11 protein-coding genes are annotated in these 18561 nt (G+C 58.1%); 4 read left to right on the top strand and 7 right to left on the bottom strand.

Annotated elements, in window-relative coordinates; genetic code table 11:
* Positions 1-46: 46 nt before the first annotated feature.
* Positions 47-634, bottom strand: coding sequence for a phosphoribosylglycinamide formyltransferase (gene purN, locus H9S92_RS16070; protein ID WP_187467712.1), 588 nt, complete (start codon positions 632-634; stop codon positions 47-49).
* Between the two features lie 115 nt (positions 635-749).
* On the bottom strand, positions 750-1385 hold the full coding sequence (ribA, locus tag H9S92_RS16065; RefSeq protein ID WP_187467711.1) for a GTP cyclohydrolase II: 636 nt from the start codon (positions 1383-1385) through the stop codon (positions 750-752).
* 120 nt (positions 1386-1505) lie between these two features.
* Here ribA and H9S92_RS22695 point away from each other — a divergent pair, with 120 nt between their 5' ends.
* Positions 1506-2051: a DUF192 domain-containing protein gene (locus H9S92_RS22695; protein ID WP_187467710.1), complete on the top strand. Its 546-nt coding sequence runs from the start codon at positions 1506-1508 to the stop codon at positions 2049-2051.
* Here the strand turns inward: H9S92_RS22695 and H9S92_RS16055 are convergent.
* From H9S92_RS16055 to H9S92_RS16045, 3 genes are all read right to left on the bottom strand, one after another.
* Positions 2048-2590 carry a rhodanese-like domain-containing protein gene (locus tag H9S92_RS16055; RefSeq protein ID WP_187467709.1) on the bottom strand — a complete coding sequence of 181 codons (543 nt, stop codon included), beginning with the start codon at positions 2588-2590 and terminating at the stop codon, positions 2048-2050. The genes H9S92_RS22695 and H9S92_RS16055 overlap by 4 nt on opposite strands.
* Positions 2591-2771: 181 nt before the next feature.
* On the bottom strand, positions 2772-8351 hold the full coding sequence (locus H9S92_RS16050) for an ice-binding family protein (protein ID WP_187467708.1): 5580 nt from the start codon (positions 8349-8351) through the stop codon (positions 2772-2774).
* 545 nt (positions 8352-8896) lie between these two features.
* Positions 8897-10063, bottom strand: coding sequence for an acyl-CoA dehydrogenase family protein (locus H9S92_RS16045; protein ID WP_187467707.1), 1167 nt, complete (start codon positions 10061-10063; stop codon positions 8897-8899).
* 266 nt (positions 10064-10329) lie between these two features.
* On the opposite strand from H9S92_RS16045, the gene H9S92_RS16040 reads away from it, so the two are divergent.
* Complete coding sequence (locus H9S92_RS16040; RefSeq protein ID WP_187467706.1) at positions 10330-11424, top strand: alkane 1-monooxygenase; 1095 nt, start codon at positions 10330-10332, stop codon at positions 11422-11424.
* Between the two features lie 9 nt (positions 11425-11433).
* On the opposite strand, the gene H9S92_RS16035 is transcribed toward H9S92_RS16040, so the two are convergent.
* Both H9S92_RS16035 and H9S92_RS16030 read right to left on the bottom strand, forming a co-directional pair.
* Positions 11434-12174: a hypothetical protein gene (locus H9S92_RS16035; RefSeq protein ID WP_187467705.1), complete on the bottom strand. Its 741-nt coding sequence runs from the start codon at positions 12172-12174 to the stop codon at positions 11434-11436.
* Between the two features lie 62 nt (positions 12175-12236).
* Entirely contained in the window at positions 12237-13292 is a 1056-nt protein-coding gene (locus H9S92_RS16030; RefSeq protein WP_187467704.1) for a metal ABC transporter solute-binding protein, Zn/Mn family, read from the bottom strand.
* A gap of 214 nt (positions 13293-13506) precedes the next feature.
* Here H9S92_RS16030 and H9S92_RS16025 point away from each other — a divergent pair, with 214 nt between their 5' ends.
* Positions 13507-14394, top strand: a complete 888-nt coding sequence (locus H9S92_RS16025) for an ABC transporter ATP-binding protein (RefSeq protein WP_187467703.1) — start codon at positions 13507-13509, stop codon at positions 14392-14394.
* Between the two features lie 63 nt (positions 14395-14457).
* A complete protein-coding gene (locus H9S92_RS16020) occupies positions 14458-18102 on the top strand; it encodes an ABC transporter permease/M1 family aminopeptidase (protein WP_187467702.1) in 3645 nt (1214 codons plus the stop codon).
* Positions 18103-18561 lie beyond the last annotated feature (459 nt).

The raw sequence follows: 18561 nt of genomic DNA, 5'->3' as shown, positions 1-18561 counted from the left end.
AGGGACTTTGGACGAGCAAAAATACGAACTTAGTTTACATAATAAGCTAAGTTGAAAGAATTTTTTCTGACTCCGCCAGTTTTTTGAGAACGCGCCAGTAGTTGGCGTGTTCCAACCGGAGCACCAGGGCGGCGATTTCGGCGGGCGTATCGTGTTCTTCCAGGCGAACGGCGGCCTGGAAGAGCGTATCGCCCTCGTCGTAGTGCTCGTTGACGTAGTGGATGGTGATGCCACTTTCTGCCTCGCCGTTGGCTTTGACGGCGCGGTGAACCCGCTCCCCGTACATGCCCTTCCCTCCGTAGGCGGGCAAGAGCGCGGGATGGATGTTGACGATGCGCTGCGGGAAGGCCGCCACGAGGTAGGCCGGGACCAACCAGAGAAAACCCGCCAGGGCGATGAAGTCCACCCCAAAGCGGGCAAGGTCGTTCAGCAGGGTAGTGCCTCCGTAAAATTCCTCACGGTCCAGCACCAGCGTCGGCACGTCCCGCTCGGCGGCCATCAGCAGGGCACCCGCAGTGGCTTTGTTGCTCACCAACAAAACCACTTCCACTCCATCTTCGGGGTGGGCCCGAAAGCGATCAATAATCACCCGGGCGTTCGAGCCGGTACCGGAAACGAAGAGTGCTAACTTCAAAAGTAAGGGAATAAGGGAATAAAGGAATAAGGGAATAAGGGGAGCAAAGGAACTATGAACAATGAACTATGAACTATGAACTATGAACTATGAACTATGAACTATGAACTATGAACTACAGCTTCAACCAATGCCCCATACTAATCTCCTTAGTGCGCAGGTAGGCCAGGTTTTCCTTTCCCGGGTCGATGATGATGGGTAAGCGGCGTACGACTTCCACCGGCCCGTTTTCGAAAGCTTCGATTTTTTCCGGGTTGTTCGTCAGCAGCTGGATTTTGCTGATTCCCAGGTCGGCCAGCATTTCCTGGGCGACTTCGTAGTGGCGGGCGTCGATCTCGAGGCCGAGGTGAACGTTGGCCTGGATGGTGTCCATTCCGTGGTCCTGGAGCTGGTAAGCCTTCAGTTTATTGATGATGCCGATGCCGCGGCCTTCCTGCCGCAGGTAGATCAGGATGCCTTTGCCCGCCGAGACGATGCGCATGGAGCGGTTGAGTTGCTCGCCGCAGTCGCAGCGCTTGGAACCGAATAAGTCGCCGGTGATGCACTCGGAGTGGATACGAACGATCACTTCCGTATCCGGCTTCATTTCCGGGTGGACCAGCGCCAGGTGCGGAGCGTAGGCATCCGGCTCATCGGCGTAGGCCAGCATCCGGAAGTCCCCGAAGGGCGTAGGGATGAGTGCTTCGGCCCGGCGTACGGCCGCAGTGGCGGAAGTAGAAGGAATGATGCTGGGGGCGCCGAGTACGACCATGGAGTAGGGAGCTGAATTGGCGTAGGGGAGTGTTATTTCGTCGGAAAGTCAACACCACAACACCTAAACGGAGAGTGGGTTGCAAGGAACGTATATTTGCCCCTCCCAAACTCCCGCTCCGTGGCCAAGCAGTCCTCTTCCCCCAAGCGTCCTTCCCTGACGGATAAGTACCAACCCAAAAAGAAGAGTCCGCTGCGCCGCTACCTCTTCCTTGGTCTGCTCCTCCTGGCCCTGCTCTCCTTCGTCCTGCTGAGCATTCCGAGGACGCCCGCCGTAACGGGGCCGCGCTTCACTGACGAGGGCGACCTGACCATCTTCCGCAGCACGACCGAAGAGGTTTTAGCTACTTTGGACATCGAGATTGCCGACGACAACGAATCCATCGTCCAGGGCCTGATGTACCGCCAAAGTATGGAAGAAGATCAGGGTATGCTCTTCATCATGCCCGCCACGGAGCCCCAGGCGTTCTGGATGTTGAACACCTACATTCCCCTGGACCTGATCTTCATCGACGCCAATTACCGCATCGTCAACATCCGGCCCGATAACCCGCCGAAGAGCCTGGATCGCATCACCAGCGAGGGGCCCGCTGCCTACGTGCTGGAGGTCAATGCCGGCTTTGCCGCCCGCCATGGCCTGGCGCCGGGCGACCGGATTGCGTTCTAGTAGACTTTTTCGCCGATCGAATCGGGCACGAAGGAGCCCCACTTCTTATTGTAGGTGTGCAGTTTGTTGGTGGCTTTGCCCTGGGCGTCTTCCAGGGGCAGGCCGGCGAGTTTCCAGGCGTAGAGGCTGCCGTAGAGATTGTGCACCTGGGTAAAACCCCTTTTGCGGAGCAGCTCGGCGGCGCGCTCGCTGCGGTAGCCTACGGTGCAGTAGACCACCAGGGGACGGTTTTTATCGAGGCCTTCCAGGACGGAATAATCCGGCGCATCGAAGCCCAGGTGGCGGGCGCCGGGCAGGTGGCTCACGGCGTACTCGTTGGCCTCGCGGGCGTCTAAAAACACGGCATTTTTCAGGGACCGGGCTTCGCGGGCGCTCAGGGCGTTGGCGTCGGCACTCACCAGGCGCGACAACTTATCGTCGAGGGGGCCGTAGCCGGTAGCCAGGCGGGGCGGCACTTCCTGGGCGCGGACGCAGGATGCCAGGAGCAGTGGAAAGAGCAAAGTGAGGTACTGGAAGAATCGGAATGGACGAGGTAACATAGCCGGTGGAGATATATTTTTTCCAACACCGGGGGAGTGTTGAGGGTTGGCAGTCTCTCCCGTTTCCTCCAACGTTCCACCGCACCTGCGGCCGCGCCCTAAACAAAAGCGCTTGCTCAGACCATCGATGGTCCAAACAAGCGCTTTGCAGTTATCCAGCGACCTGAGCCGCCTCGGGAGATTACAGGATGATCAGGGCCTTGGTCAGTACGCCTTGGTCGGTACTGATCTGGGCCAAATAGCTGCCCTTGGGCAGTTGGGAGCTGTTGACCTGGTAAGTATTCGTACCCTTTTGCGCGCGGATCTTGTCTTGGAAGACCAGCACGCCGTAGGCAGTGACCAAGCGAATGGCTACGTCTGCTTCGGCGGGTGCATCAAATTGGAGGGACACATTATCGCGGGCCGGATTGGGCAGCAAAGTGAAGTTTTGCAGCGTCTCGGTGCTTGCTTCGGTGATGCCGTCCAGCGCAATCTGGCCAAGGGCAGCGTCGCCGGAAGTTTCCGTGGGGTCGAGCGCATAGATGCTGTTGCAGTCCAGGAAGACCATGCACATGGAAGTGCAGCCGAAAGCATCCGTTACCGTCAGGATAATTTTCACGGTCGACCACCCTACGTAAATGGTAATTTCCGGGGTGTTCTGGCCCTGCTGGATGAAGCACTCTTCTCCAACGATTTCCCAGTCATAGCTTACCGCGCCGGTGATGCCGCTGCGGACAATCACGCCGTGGGAGTTGCACGCGACGTCTTCCGGCAGGATGATGTTGCACTCCAGGAAGGTATCGGGCACCCAGGTGATGGTCTGGACGCTTTCTGTGGTATTGCCGCAGGCATCCGTCAGCGTCCAGGTGCGGGTGACGATGAAAACGCCAGCTTCTGCTCCGTCTTCAATGGTCTGGCTGTACGCAACCGGCCCCAGATCAAGGGTGTCCGCTGCGAATACCTCCGCAACGGGGGGTAGTGGTGCGCAAGTAATGGTCAGGTCGCTGGGTACGCCGAGTAGCACGGGTGCCACGTCGTCGACAATATTGATGGTGAAGTAGAAGCGCATGGCGTTGCCGCACACGTCACTAGCTACCCAAGTGTACAAGCGTTGTTCTACGTATCCGGCGGATTGGCAGTCTTCGGGATAGGAAATTACCAGAGAGAATACGGCGGTACTGGCCTGGTCGCAGTTGTCTACTACGATGACGCTGTTTGCGCCGAGGGCGTTCAGGGCTTCGATTTCACTCCACTGCCCGAGGCTCACCCAGTGGGTTTCGTAGGCTTCGTAACTGCGGAGGACGGAGCTGCCGGGGAGGTGAATTCTGGGTTCCACTTCATCGTCCAGCAAAATCACCTGGCTCTGCTGGGTGATGTTCCCGCAGCTGTTGACGGCCGTCCAGGTCCTTCTCACCACTACGCCTTCGCAACGCGACTCCAGGGTGTCTTGCTGCATGGTAACGGGCACAAACACGCCGGCGCAGGCATCGTAGGCATTCACTTCAGGTATCGAGAGGTCATCACAAATGATGGCTTCCAGGCCTTCGATGGTGGGGCCTTCCCCATTTCCGACGTGAATGACCTGCTGCAAGGTGGTAACGTTTCCGCACAGATCCGTAGCCGTAATACTGCGCTGTACGACATATGCAAACTCACAGGTTCCGTCAATTATGCTATCCTTGAAAACTATGGTAACCTCGCCGCTGTCGGCCACGGCGTAGAAAGTTGGCAAGGTGTCGATGCAGCCAATGGTGATGACCGCAGCGAAGTTGGTAAACTCCGGACCAGATACGTCGGTCATTGCTGCCATGATCTTCAGCACGCTGCTGTTTCCGCAGCGATCGGTTGCCGTCCATTCCAATTCGATCAGCGCAGCTTCATTTCTGGCGCAATCCCCAGCGGATACTATTGTTTCCGAAAAGGCCAAAGTGAGGGAATTGCAGGCGTTTTCAACGCTGAGGTTGTCGACGCTAAAGTAAGTGTACTGGCCGGGCGTGGGGATGCCTTCCAGCTGAAGAGTGTCGCCAGGATTCCAGTCGGTCAGATCAATCCCGATGAGGGAAAGCACGGGACCGCTGCCGGTGTTGGGGATCAGTACAGTGGTGGCGCGGGAGGTGTTGCCACAGGCATCAACGGCCTCGTAGGTTCTCCGTATGTTTTCTCCTCCACAGCCGTTGGGGACGTTGGTGTCCCAAAAGCGAAGAGTAGCGTCAGTACAGCCGTCCGTTGCATGGATGTTCTCCAAGGCGGGATCCCCCCAGCAGGTGCTTTTGGGCACATTGAGGATTTGCGGTTTTTTAAGGTCTACCACCCGGGCCACGAGCACGAAGACGGACTGGTTTCCGCAGGCATCGTATCCGCTCCAGCGGTAGGTTCTTTGCTCCACGTATCCGTCCGCCGCGCAGTCGGTTGAAAAGACGGTTTCGGTTTCAAAAGCCAGGCCGAAAGCGTCTCCGCAGGAACTTGGGGCATTCACGGCTGCAGCGTCCAACCAGTTGAAGTATTCGGGGATGCCGCCACTTTCGCAGCGGTATTCCAGCACTGTTCCGTCGGCTACTCCCTGGAGTTGGGGCAGAACGATTTCCCACTGTGGACCTACCGTATCCACCAGCGTGATGTTTTGGGTGGCGATGGTCTTATTGCCGCAGCGGTCCGTTGCCGTCCAGATTCTTACGATCACCTGACCATCCAGGCAGGAGGAAATGGGAAAGGATTCTTCAAAAGAGACGATACAGGCGCAGAGACATTCATCCGTGGCGTAGACAAAGTCGGGGATGGCCGGGATATCGTCGCAGTTGACGGTAATGTCTTGCGGCACGCCGATGAGGACGGGGGGAATGGTGTCGACCAAGGCGAGGAATAATACCACGCTGCTGCTGTTGTTGCAGTTGTCGGTGGCCGTCCAGGTCAGCCGGAACAAGCTGATGTAGCCATCTTCGGCACACGATCCTTCGCTTTCCAGCGTATGGGTAAATGCGATGGAGATGGGCTCACCACACTCGTCCACCGCTGTAACACTTCCTGCATCGTAGCTGGGCAGGTCCCACGTGGGATCCTGACCAAAGCAGGGTACGGTAATCGTCTCCCCATTGGTAAACAGCGCGTTGGTGATGCTGATGACTGGCGGGGTAAGATCAGTCACCCGGATCAATTGGGTGCATTCGCTGAAGTTGCCACAAGCATCGGTGGCCCGGTAAGTTCTGCTTAAATCGTAGGTGTTTTCACAGACCTGATTGGTAATTACGTCTCCGGTGTGGGTCAGTACTACATTTTGGTCACAATCGTCGAACGCCTCAAGCAGCAGCGTATTGACCGAAGGGACTAGATCGGAACAGGCCACCGTGATGGCTGCCGGACACTCGATGGTAGGCGCAGTATTGTCTTCAATGCGTACAATCTGGACACAACTGCTGCTGTTCGCACTGCCGTCGGTAGCGGTCCAGGTCCGGACAATGCTCCCGATCTGGGGACAAGTTGCCGCCGACCCTCCCGCGTCGTTAAAGCGAATAATGGGCGATGCGGAACAATCATCAATGGCGGTGGCCATCCCCGTTGCTGCGGGTAGCGTGCTTTCGCCACATTCGACTGCTACGTCCGCAGGGCAGATAATCGCGGGCGGGAAAACATCTTCTAGTACGACCTGACGTTCGCAGGTGCTAACGCAGCCACTCGCATCGGTAACGGTGACAGCATAACTGCCCGCACTGTTTACGGTGATGCACTGCCCGGTAGCGCCAGTGCTCCAGAGGTAGGAGGCCGCGCCGGGGGAGGCACACAGCTCGGTTGATCCTCCGCCGCAGAAGCTGAGGTTCCCCGTGATGTTGCACACTGGTGCTGGGCTCTCGGTAACGGTTTGGCTACAAGTTGCTTCGCAGCCCGCCGCGTCGGTTACCGTGACGGAATAATTTCCGGCGCTGCTGACGGTGGTACACTGCCCGGTAGCGCCGTTGCTCCAGAGGTAGGAGGCTGCGCCGGTGGTGGCGCAGAGTTCCGTTGATCCGCCACCGCAGAAGGTGAGGGTACCCGTGATGTCGCAGGTAGGTGCTGAGTTCTCAGTAACCGTTTGGCTACAAGTTGCTTCGCAGCCCGCCGCGTCGGTTACCGTGACGGAATAATTTCCGGCGCTGCTGACGGTGGTACACTGCCCGGTAGCGCCGTTGCTCCAGAGGTAGGAGGCTGCGCCGGTGGTGGCGCAGAGTTCCGTTGATCCGCCTTCACAGAAGGTGAGGTTACCCGTGATGTCGCAGACGGGTAATAGGCTTTCCGTTACCGTTTGGCTACAAGTTGCTTCACAGCCCGCCGCGTCGGTGACCGTAACGGTGTAATTTCCGGCACTGCTGACGGTAATGCACTGCCCGGTCGCGCCATTGCTCCAGAGGTAGGAGGCCGCGCCGGTGGTGGCATATAGTTCCGTTGATCCTTCGGCGCAGAAAGTGAAGTTGCCCGTAATGTCGCAGGTGGGTGCTGGTGTGACGGTTACCTCAATGGAGGCTTCTGAGGAACAGTCGTTTACGTCCATAATAGTGACCGAGTAAGTTCCGCTGGTCGCCACCGTGATGCATTGTCCTGTCGCCCCCGTATTCCACAGGTAAGCACTGCTGCTGCTGGCGCAAAGGGAGACGGAGCTGCCTTCGCAAAAGGTGGTAGGCCCATCTGCCGTAATGTCGACCGTAGGCAACGCGTTCACTGTAGTACTGGCCGTAGCGCTGGCGGTGCAACCGTTGACGTCCGTGAAGGTGACAGAAAATGATCCTGCGGTAGTCACGGCAATACTCTGGGTGCTTGCTCCGGTAGACCAAAGGTAGGTTCCATCGCTGCTGGCATTTACCGCCAGCATCACTTCTTCACCTGCACAGAAAGCGATCGTTTCGGGAGATACGGAGACGGTAGGCAGGGGACTAACCGTCACTGTGGTCAGGTTGGAAACCACGCTGCTACAGATCGTGGAGTTGGTGACGAAGTAATCGCCACTGCTGGTCACGGTAATCGATGGTGTTGTTTCGCCGGTATTCCAAATGCCATCGAGATTCCCCGCAAGCTCCACACTTTCGCCCGCGCAAAAGGTAATGGCCCCGTTCGCAGTAATGGTGGAAGGAACCGGCGGTAGCCCCAGAGTGATTACGTTGTTGTGTAGCGCAATGGCCCCATCGGTAGCCAGTGCGCGTCCTGAAATGGTTGCCCCTTCCAAGGCTTCAATCTGCCCATTGGCGATGAGGGTCCCCAAGAAGGTGGAAAAACTTCCCAATTCGACGGCCCCATTGATCTGCCAGTACACATTACATAAGGACGCGCCGTTAATGAGCACTACCCGGGAATTGGCACCCGTGGATAAAGCGCCGTCGATCTGGAAGACAAAGATGGCATCAGGGTCATCTTGGGCATCAAGGATCAAATCGCCATTGAGCGTGCTGGCAGCGCCAATACAGTAGACATTCGGAGATAGGGTCTGGTTATTACCAAGGCCTACGCCCAACACCACATCACAGGTTAGGGAAGCAAGCTGCGCATACGCCAGGCCTACGTCTACAGAGGCCTGCAAAGAGACTGCATCGAGAACGTGAATGGTTCCCTCTACGGTCCCCGGAGGAAATCCGGCGAAGGCACCATTATTCGTACCAATATCACCGGTAATCATACTTGTTCCGTCGTTGTTAAAAGCCCCAATGCCCGTAAACACCGAAAAAGTGGTCGCCACACCTAAGTCGGGGGCTTGCGCAAAATTGCTCGCTGGTATGCACAGGAGTAGCAGCCCCGCGAGGGAAACTGATTTAATGAAATTCATTCTAGTTAAGATTTAGTAAGTCATGAGAGACGAACCACCGGAGAAGTGAGAGAGACACCTCCGGCGGTGCGCTACAATTCCGCCTGATAAATCAGCGAAACTGTGGAAGTGAAAAAAGTAAGTCCTAACTCAAAAGTTATGACGCAATCCAAGAAGGTGACTTACTCGCGAAGATCGTTGTCCTCGCGGCCTCAAGAATACGAAAATTCGCTGACATTACAGCATCACCACGTTTTTATTTTGCATCCCGGGAGAATTCATTTTTGAGCCTCCCATCGCCGTTGTACGAATGCCTTCACCTTTACCCACTAAAAGGTACTGATATGATCCACTTCCGTTTCCGCCAAAAATGAATGCGGGGTATGAAATATGGCATTGGATATTGCGATAGGAATATTGTGGGTGCTTAAATGAAGTGGACCCGTCGGGATGGCACGTCTTTAGCCATACGCCCCGCTCCCCGAATGTGTCTGCGGGAATTGCCCAATAATTTGCTTCTATCCTTATCCTTTTTCGGATAAAAATCGGGCAATTAAACTCCCATTTCACCGCTCCACGGGTACGTAAAGGTCTCCCTTTAGCAGGCCGCGGCTGATGACGATTTGCTGTACTTCGCTGGTGCCTTCGTAGATCTGGGTGATTTTGGCGTCGCGCATGAGGCGTTCGACGTGGTATTCCTTGACGAAGCCGTAGCCGCCGTGGATCTGGACGGCCTCGACCGTGTGCCGCATGGCCACCGAGCTGGCGAAGAGTTTGGCCATGGCCCCGGCCTGGGAGTAGTCCATGCCCATATCTTTCAGCCAGGCGGCGCGGTAGACGAGCATTTTGGCGGCCTCGATGTCAGTGGCCATCTGGGCGAGTTTAAAGGCGATGGCCTGGTGGTCGGCAATGGGTTTGCCGAAGGCTTCGCGCTCTTTGGCGTAAGCAACGGCCAGCTCGTAGGCCCCGCCGGCAATTCCCAGCGCCTGGGCGGCAATGCCGATGCGGCCACCGGCCAGGGTCTGCATCGCAAACTTGAAGCCAGAACCTTCCTCCCCCAGGCGGTTTTCCTTCGGCACCTTCACGTCGGTGTACATGATCGTATGGGTATCGGAACTGCGGATGCCCAGTTTGTCTTCCTTAGCGCCCACCTGCACGCCTTCCCAGTCGGTTTCTACCAAAAGGCAGTTGATGCCACGGTGCCCGGCTTCGGGGTTGCTCTGGGCAATGACGAGGTGGAGGCGACTGGTGCCGCCGTTGGTGATCCAGTTCTTGGTGCCGTTCAGGAGGTAGTGGTCGCCCATGTCCACGGCCGTCGTCCGCTGGTGGGTGGCGTCTGAGCCAGCCTCGGGCTCGCTCAGGCAAAAGGCCCCGACCCACTCGCCAGTGGCCAGTTTGCGGAGGTATTTTTCTTTCTGGGCTTCGCTTCCGTAGTGCTCGATGCCGTAACAGACCAGGCTGTTATTGACCGAAGCAATGACCGAGCAACTGTTGTCAACTTTCGAGAGTTCCTCAAGGGCCAGGACGTAGCTGATCGAATCCATGCCGCCGCCGCCGTATTCGGGGCTGACCATCATGCCCATAAAGCCCAGTTCCGCCATCTGCCGCACTTCTTCGGTGGGGTAGGTCATGTGCGTATCCCGCTCAATGACTCCGGGTTTCAAGACGCGTTGGGCAAAATCTGCGGCGGCTTCGCGGACGGCCAACTGCTCTTCACTGAGGGTAAATTCCATGGTATTCGACTTTTGGGCAAAGCTAGCGAATTTTCGCCGGGGCCGCCAATTCCTATCGCCCGACTTGTCCGCTTTAGTTGCGCAAAACGCAGGTGCCGGGTGAGGTCGGCCCAGGCAACAGCAAGGAAAAGACGAAAAAGCGAGCCAAATGCTACGGAGGATTTGCCCAGGAAAATGACTTTTTTCTTGCACAGCTTGCTTATCTTTGGTGGGTGCACCAACGCTCGTTTCCAGTCCTCTGCATCGTCGATCAAAAAAAAAGTAGGATGTACCGCGATCTGAAATACCTCCTCGCTTATCTCCTGCCGCTATCGGGCTTCCTCGGGCTCTACCTGGGGGGCATTTGGTCGTTTGGCAGCATCTACGTCGCCTTTATTATTCTGCCCTTGCTGGAGTTTATCCTGCCGGCTTCGGCAGAAAACCACGCGCCGGAAGAGGAGGCGGAGCGGGCCGGGCGGAGTCTTTTCGACTGGCTGCTCTACCTCAACCTGCCCATCCTGGTGGCGGCAGTCTGGTACCTGCTGCACCTGGTGACTACCCGCGAGCTGGCCGCTTACGAGCTGACTGGGATGATCCTCAACGTCGGCTTACTCATCGGCACCATCGGCATCAACGTAGGCCACGAACTGGGCCACCGCGAAAAGGCTTTTGAACAGTGGCTCGCGCAGGCCCTGCTGCTGTTTGGCCTTTACATGCACTTTTTCATCGAACACAACCGGGGCCACCACCGCTACGTCGCTACGCCCCACGACCCCGCCACCAGCCGCAAAAACCAATCGATCTACACCTTTTGGCTACGCAGCACGGTACTGAGCTGGTGGCACGCCTGGACGCTGGAGGCTGAACGGCTGCAGAGATTGGACACTGGGCTGGAGGAAGGCACCGCACCCTCCCCACGCTGGACCTGGCTGAGCTGGCGCAACCTCATGCTGCGCTTTCAGGTGATGCAACTGGCTTACCTGGCCCTGGTCTACTCTTCCTTCGGCTTTACGGGCTTATGGGTAGCCATCGCCGCGGCCGTGTTTGGCTTCCTGATGCTGGAGACCGTCAATTACATCGAACACTACGGCCTGCTGCGCCGCCAAAACGCTGCCGGCCGCTACGAGCCCGTACTGCCCATCCACAGCTGGAACAGCAACCACGAAATGGGACGCATCTTTCTCTATGAACTCACCCGCCACAGCGACCACCACTACCGGGCCACGCGGAAGTACCAGATCCTGCGGGCCTTCGAGGAAAGTCCCCAGCTGCCCACCGGTTATCCGGCCTGCATGATCCTGGCCCTGTTTCCGCCCGCGTGGTTTGCCGTGATGAACCCCCGGGTAGAGCAGTTTATGGATCGGCTGCCCGCCGCAGTTTAGCCGGAAAGCTTACTGTTCTGCTTCCTCCCGCAAAAACGCCTCCATCGTCATCCGCGCGGCTAAGCGGCCGCCCAGCGAATTGCCGTTGCCCAATTCCCGACGGTACTCCACCAGACCCAATCCCTTGGCGTAGATCTCGTAGCCGGTGAACTGCGGACTGATGTCGCCCTCCTCCGGGTCGCGCACGCTCACCTCGCCCGCCAGGGAAAAGACGAGGGCCGGGTAGCTGCCACCCAGCACCTCAATGGTAGTGTCTCGCTCAAAGTAGCGGTTCAGCGTGACGTAAGTTACCGCATCCGGGTTGTCCGGCGGGCTCAGGCGCATGCGGTAGCCGTAGGGCTTCGTCGGCTGGTCTTCCAGGTAGAAGGGGAAGGTCTGGTTAAACAGCAGCGTAGTGGGCGTGGGGATGGCCAGGCCCGCACTGTCGGTACCCAGCAGGGTCAACTCGCGGAGGTAGACGCCGTCGTTGCGGATTTCTTCGCGCCCCTGTTGCTCGGGAGCCAAAACTGGCGAATAGCGCGTTACGCTGAGGTAAAGGGCCGTATCCACGTCCACGCCCAGGTAGTACCAGTATTCGCGGTCGGGTCCCGGGAGGGTCCCCGTGTTTTCGTAGACGTAGACCAGTCCGTCGGTCAACTCCCGCGCCGGGAAGTAGTAGCTGCGGATGTCCCGCCGCCCGTCGCAGCCCAGAAATAAACTGCCCACCAACGCGAAGCAGAGCAGAAAATACAGTGGACGAAACTTCGGCATGGAACAAGCACTTAGAAAGCAAAAGAAGGGAATTCTGGCCAGCAACGCAGGGCTAGGGAACTTCAGGCCCCCGTATTCAACTGCCTAACCATATAGAAAAAAGCGCCCAGCATCACGGCCAGGATGATGGCAAGCAAGCCGCCCTGCCGGGCCGCCGAAGGCCCCATGCCATCGCCGCTGTCCACCGCCTCGCCGCGCAGGGCCGCCACGATGGTTTGGGTGTTGTGGCGCAGCATGCCCAGGTAAGTGCCAGCGGGCAAAGATGGGTCGGCCAGCGAATCGGCGTAGAGGCTGCCACCGATGATGAGGCCGTTGTCGGTAGCAATTTGCCGGATGAGCTTCGGGTTGATCGTGCTTTCCACGAAGATGGCCGGCACACCCGTTTCGCGGATGATCCGCGTCAGGCGGTTGACGTCTTCGGTGCGGACTTCCGCGTCGGTGCTTGTCCCCAGCGCGGCTTCCACGCGGATGCCGTAGTGGCGCCCGTAGTAGCGAAAGGCGTCGTGGCTCGTGATCAAAACCCGCTTTTCCAGAGGGATGCTCTCGATTTGCTGGAAAATTTCCGCGTCCAGGTCCTCCAGTTGCTGGAGGTAGATGCCGGCGTTGAAGGTGTAGACGTCTTGGTTGGCGGGGTCGAGGGCAATCAGGGCGTCGCGAATGTTGCGGGCGTAGGTCTGCCCATTTTTGGCCGTCATCCAGGCGTGGGGGTCGCTGGAGTTGGCGTATTCCTCGCTGGCGATGCTGCCGATGCCCTGGGTGATGATGACGGTGTTGGCCCGCGTGCCGCTGTTGGCGATCAGCTCGTTCATCCAGCCCTCGAAGGTCAGGCCGTTGATGAGCACCAGGTCGGCGCGGGAGACGAGCTGTACGTCGGCCGGCGTCGGCTCGTAGATGTGGGGGTCGCCGCCGATGGGGACGATGGACTGCACGCGCAACAGGCCACCGGCAATCACCTCGGCCATATCCGCGAAGATGGAGGCGGAGGCCAGGACCAATGGACGGGTTTCGTCCGTCGGTACCGTAGTCTGTCCGCGGACGCAGGCGATAGTCCCGGAGGAGGTCGGGATGCCGGGTAAGTAACCCAAGAGCAAGGTGAAAATGATGATCAGGCTACGCATACCCTTCACTACGCCCGAGCGAGGGCTTTGGTTGTTTCCTCCGCTCTTCCGTCCTTGCCACTGCACCTGCGGCCGCGCCCAAAACCACACGCCACCTGGTCCTTTATTCGACGTCCTTCGGACCACCTTCGTACCAAGAAAATGTGGGTTGGTCGGTTTTTTTCAAGGTAGTCAAAGGGATGTATGAACTTAGGCAGCCAAATCACCTCAGCACATGGAACTTCGCATAGAGCACCTCAATAAGACGTACGGCAACGGCGTAAAAGCCATCAACGACTGCAACCTGACGATTCCGCGCGGGATGTTCGGCCTGCTGGGTCCCAACGGTGCCGGGAAGTCGAGCCTGATGCGCACCATCGCCACCCTGCAAGAAGCCGATTCGGGCAGCATCACCCTGGGGGATATTGACGTGCTGAAAGACAAAGATGCCGTCCGCCGCATCCTTGGCTACCTTCCGCAGGAGTTCGGCGTCTACCCCAAAGTCTCCGCCGAAAACATGCTCGATCACGTCGCCAGCCTCAAGGGGATCAACCAGCGCGCCGAACGCAAAGAACTCGTTGCCGCCCTGCTACATCGCGTCAACCTCTACGACAAACGCAAGAGCAACCTCGGCACCTTCTCCGGCGGCATGAAGCAGCGCTTCGGCATCGCCCAGGCCCTCCTCGGCAACCCCCAACTGATCATCGTCGATGAACCCACCGCTGGCCTGGACCCCACCGAGCGCAACCGCTTCCACAACCTGCTCAGTGAAATCGGCGAAAACACCATCGTCATCCTCAGCACCCACATCGTCGAAGACGTCACCAACCTCTGCAACGACATGGCCATCATCTGCCTCGGGCAGGTGATCGCCAAGGGGCACCCCGCCGAACTGGTGCGCGAAGTAAACGGCAGCATCTGGAGCAAGTCCATCCACAAGGCCGAGCTGCCCGCCCACCTGGAAGCCCACCGCGTGATCTCCACCCAGCTGAAGGGCGGCAAAACGGAAATCCACGTCTTCAGCGAAAGCCAGCCGGATGCCTCCTTCCACGCGGTAAACGCCGACCTGGAAGACGTGTACTTCACCCGCATCGGCGAACGAATGGAACTGGAACTGGTCTGACCGAAACGGCAGCCCATCAAGTAGCCCCTTGCTCCCTCTTGCCCACCATTCAACCGCTCCTCCATGTTCCTGGAAATTCTGAAATTCGAACTCAAGTACCGCTTCACGCGGCCGGCCACCTGGGCCTACTTCGGCATCTTGCTGCTCTTCGGCTTTTTGCTGGCGGCCAACGGGGCCAACGCCAGCTCCGAAAAAGCCTTCGCCAATTCCGCCGTCACCGTCGCCAACCTGCTCATGACGGTGAGCATCTTCGGCGTCCTGATCGCCTCGGCGGTGATGGGCGTGCCGGTGTACCGCGATATCGAACACGGGGTGCAGGATTACTACTTCACCTACCCGGTTTCCGAGAAAGGCTATTTGCTGGGTCGCTACGCGGGGTCGCTCGTCACACTATTAGCCATCAGCCTGGGGGTGGTGCTGGGCTTGATGATTGGCTACTCGCTGGGGCCCCTGCTGGAGTGGGAGGAGCCGGAGCGGTTCGGTCCGTTGCGGCTGGCCGATTACGTCTACGGCACCACCGTTTACCTTTGGCCAAACCTGATTTTTACGGGCACTTTCTTCTTTTGCCTGGTCGCGCTGACGCGCAAGATCTTCGTGTCTTACGTTGGCAGCATCCTCTTTTTCATCGTTTACCTGGTGGCGGGAACGCTGGCGAGTGACCTGGAAAACCAGTCCCTGGTTTCGCTGATCGACCCCTTCGGGCTTTTTGGATTTCAGGAGGTGACAAAATACCTGACCCCGCCGGAGCAGAATACCTTTCATGCGCCGCTGACGGGTAACTTGCTGATCAACCGCCTGCTGTGGCCCGGCATCGCCCTGGCCTTGCTGTTGTTTACCCTTTTCCGTTTTGAATTTGTCCGCTTTTTGGGGGGTAAGGCAGAAAAAGTAAAAAAGGCCGTTTCCGGAGAGTTTAACCGGGGCGCGGCCGCAGGTGCAGTGCCCATCCCTCCGGTACAGCAAAGGTTTGACGGGGTCAGCTACGTCCGCCACATGTTTGCCCAGGCCTGGATCGAGTTCAAGTCGATCCTCCGCGACCCCTACTTCGCGGGGATCATCTCCGGGGCCCTCCTGTTCCTGTTTTTCGACGGCTGGTTTGGCAGCACCATTTACGGTACGCCCAGCCTGCCCACCACCTACACGATGCTGGAGATGAAGAACGAGACCTACATCTTCTTCGTGCTGGTCATCCTGGTCTTCTACACCGGCGAGGTGGTGCACCGCGACAGGACGGTAAAGTTTGATCAGATCAGCGACGCGCTGCCGGTGCCCAGCTGGGCGATCTACGGGGGCAAACTAATGACCATGGTGCTGGTCACCTTCCTGCTGGTGACGATGGTGTGGATACTCGGGGTGTTCAACCAAACGGTACAGGGGTATTTCGATTACGACTTCGGGCAATACTTCACCGATCTTTATCTGCTCACCTGGCCGCAGTACCTGGTGCTGATGTCGCTGGCCTTTTTTGTGCACGTATTGGTGAACAGCAAGTTTTTGGGCCACGTCGTTGCCATTGGCACCTACGCCGTGGTGTTCTTTGTGCCGGCAATTCTGGAGATCGACTACAACATGTTTTTGTTTGGCAGCCGGCCGGGCTACCTCATTTCCGATATGAATGGCTTTGGCCACTTCGTACGCTCAGTCAGCTGGTTCAACGTGTACTGGTTGGCCTTCGGTACCGTACTGCTCATCCTCAGTGGTTTGTTCTGGGCGCGGGGGACGGACAATGCGTGGAAGAGCCGCTTCCAGCGCTTCGGCCAGGATTGGGGGTTGAAACCAGCCCTCGGCATTGCGGCGGCCCTGGCGGTGTTTGCCCTTTCCGGCTTCACGATCTACAACAACGTGAGCGTAAAAAACACCTACACTTCCAACGAAGAAAGCCTCGACCAACAGGAGGCCTTCGAAAAAAGCTACCGCAAGTACGATGGTTTCCTCCAGCCCAAAATCACGGATACTGAGCTTTTCGTCGACCTCGTCCCGGAACAACGCAACGTGAAAGCCCGCGGCCTGTTCCGCATCAAAAACAAGGGGGCCACGGCCATCGATACGTTGTTGATCAACCACAGCTACGACCAAAAAACGGTCATCATGTCGGTCTTTACCATCGACGGCATCGCGCCCGAACTGGTGCAGCGGGAAGAGGACTTCGATTTCGAAATTTACCACCTGGCCGATCCACTGGAGCCGGGGGAAAGCGCGCTGATGGAAATGGTCGTGGAGGGTGGCTTCGGGGCCTTCCCAAACGAAGGCTACCAGCGCGACATCGTCTTCAACGGCACCTTTCTGAACAACTCCATCTTCCCCGGCTTCGGCTACCCCAGCGGGGCGGGCATCAGCTCCGACCTGGAACGCAAAAAGCGCGGCCTCGAAATCCGGGATTACGACCTGCCGCCCCAGGACGATGCCCAGGGCCGCGCCACGCTGCTGTTTGGCGACGATTCCGACTTCGTCACCTTCAGAGCCACTGTCAGTACGGCCCCCGATCAAATCGCCATCGCCCCGGGCAAACTGACGAAGGAGTACGAAAAAGACGGCCGCCGCTACTTCGAGTACGCCAACGAAGGCAAAATCCAGAATTTCTGGAACATCTCCTCCGCCAACTACGAAGTGCTGGAAGACGTCTACCGGAACACCAACGGCCGCGACGTCAAAATTCAAATCTTCCACCACAAGAACCACGACCGCAACCTTGATCGCTTCATGGCTTCGGCCAAAGCATCCCTGGCCTATTACGCCAGAAACTTTAGTCCCTACCAGTTCGATCAATTGCGGATTCTGGAGTTTCCCCGCTACGCCACCTTTGCCCAGTCCTTCCCCAATACCGTCCCCTACGCAGAAGATTTCGGCTGGACGGGAGACTTCCGGGATCCGGCGGACAACGACTACGCCTTCACCGTCACGGCCCACGAAGTAGCGCACCAGTGGTGGGGCCACCAAATTGCCCCCAGCGCCACCCGGGGAGCCAACCAGATCGCCGAAACCATGGCCGAATACAGCTCGCTCATGGTCACCAAAGAGCGCTACGGCGAGGCCAGCATGGGCAAATTCCTGAAGTACGAACTCGATAGCTACCTGCGGGGGCGCAGCGGCGAAAGCAAGTTCGAGAAAACCCTGTTGGACAACGACACCCAGGCTTACGTCTGGTACCGCAAAGGCGGCCTGATCATGTACGCCCTATCCGACTACATCGGCGAAGACCGCCTCAACGCAGGCTTTGCTGCCTTCCTGGATAGCTTCGCCCTGAAGGAAGATCCACCCTTCGCCACTACGGCCGATTGGTATGGCTTCATTCAGTCCGTTACGCCGGATTCCATGCAGTACTTCCTCCGGGAAAGCTTCGCCGAGATCACCCTCTACGAAAACCGCGCCCTATCTGCCGTCTACGCACCTACCCCAGAGGCCAATGGCAAGTACCGGGTAACGCTGAAGGTCGACACGCGCAAGATCAGCTACGAAGGCTCCGGAGAAGAAAAGGCCCGCCCCACAGCACCTAGCCTGATCGAGATCGGGGTCTTCGGTCCGGATGGCACCAACGCTCAGGGTTTGGTGGAGAAGCAACCGCTCTTTCTGGAGAAGCGCTGGCTGACGCCCGGCGAGCACACCATCGTGGTGTACGTAGACGCGCTCCCCGAGAAAGCGGGCATCGACCCCTACAACAAGCTCATCGACCGGGTGGCGGATGATAATCTTATTCCTGTCGTGAAGGAGTAGGGCAAGGCCGGGGAACAAGAGCGGTCGCGCTGGATCCAGGCCTCTGGTCCGGCATGAAGGGTTGCCCAAAAGCAAAAGGCCAGCACAACAAGTGCAGACCTTTCTGAGGGAAGTCGGGATGACAGGATTGCTCCTACGTCGCGTACTGCGTGCTTGAACCTGTTCGGCGTCGGGAGAGGGGGGAGGCCTGGAGGAAAGGGAAGTCGGGATGACAGGATTGCTCCTCCGTCGCGTACTGCGTGCTCGAACCTGTTCGGCCTCGGGAGAGGGGGAAGGCTTGGAGAAAAGGGAAGTCGGGATGACAGGATTGCTCCTACGTCGCGTACTGCGTGCTTGAACCTGTTCAGCCTCTGGGGGGGAGGCCTGGAGAAAAGGGAAGTCGGGATGACAGGATTGCTCCTACGTCGCGTACTGCGTGCTCGAACCTGTTCGGCCTCGGGGGGAGGGAGGCCAAGAGAA

This window comes from Neolewinella lacunae, assembly GCF_014349155.1.
Taxonomy (GTDB): Bacteria; Bacteroidota; Bacteroidia; order Chitinophagales; family Saprospiraceae; genus Neolewinella; species Neolewinella lacunae.
Note: the sequence above shows the minus strand (reverse complement) of the source record. Positions and strands in the feature narration are given on the sequence as shown.

What these genes read in the sequence shown, in the direction of transcription:
- ribA (WP_187467711.1), bottom strand. Translation starts at nt 1,385, where the DNA reads ATGGTCGTACTCGGCGCCCCCAGCATCATTCCTTCTACTTCCGCCACT.
- H9S92_RS16030 (WP_187467704.1), bottom strand. Translation starts at nt 13,292, where the DNA reads ATGCGTAGCCTGATCATCATTTTCACCTTGCTCTTGGGTTACTTACCC.
- H9S92_RS16045 (WP_187467707.1), bottom strand. Translation starts at nt 10,063, where the DNA reads ATGGAATTTACCCTCAGTGAAGAGCAGTTGGCCGTCCGCGAAGCCGCC.
- H9S92_RS16020 (WP_187467702.1), top strand. Translation starts at nt 14,458, where the DNA reads ATGTTCCTGGAAATTCTGAAATTCGAACTCAAGTACCGCTTCACGCGG.
- H9S92_RS16050 (WP_187467708.1), bottom strand. Translation starts at nt 8,351, where the DNA reads ATGAATTTCATTAAATCAGTTTCCCTCGCGGGGCTGCTACTCCTGTGC.
- H9S92_RS16040 (WP_187467706.1), top strand. Translation starts at nt 10,330, where the DNA reads ATGTACCGCGATCTGAAATACCTCCTCGCTTATCTCCTGCCGCTATCG.
- H9S92_RS16055 (WP_187467709.1), bottom strand. Translation starts at nt 2,590, where the DNA reads ATGTTACCTCGTCCATTCCGATTCTTCCAGTACCTCACTTTGCTCTTT.
- H9S92_RS16035 (WP_187467705.1), bottom strand. Translation starts at nt 12,174, where the DNA reads ATGCCGAAGTTTCGTCCACTGTATTTTCTGCTCTGCTTCGCGTTGGTG.
- H9S92_RS16025 (WP_187467703.1), top strand. Translation starts at nt 13,507, where the DNA reads ATGGAACTTCGCATAGAGCACCTCAATAAGACGTACGGCAACGGCGTA.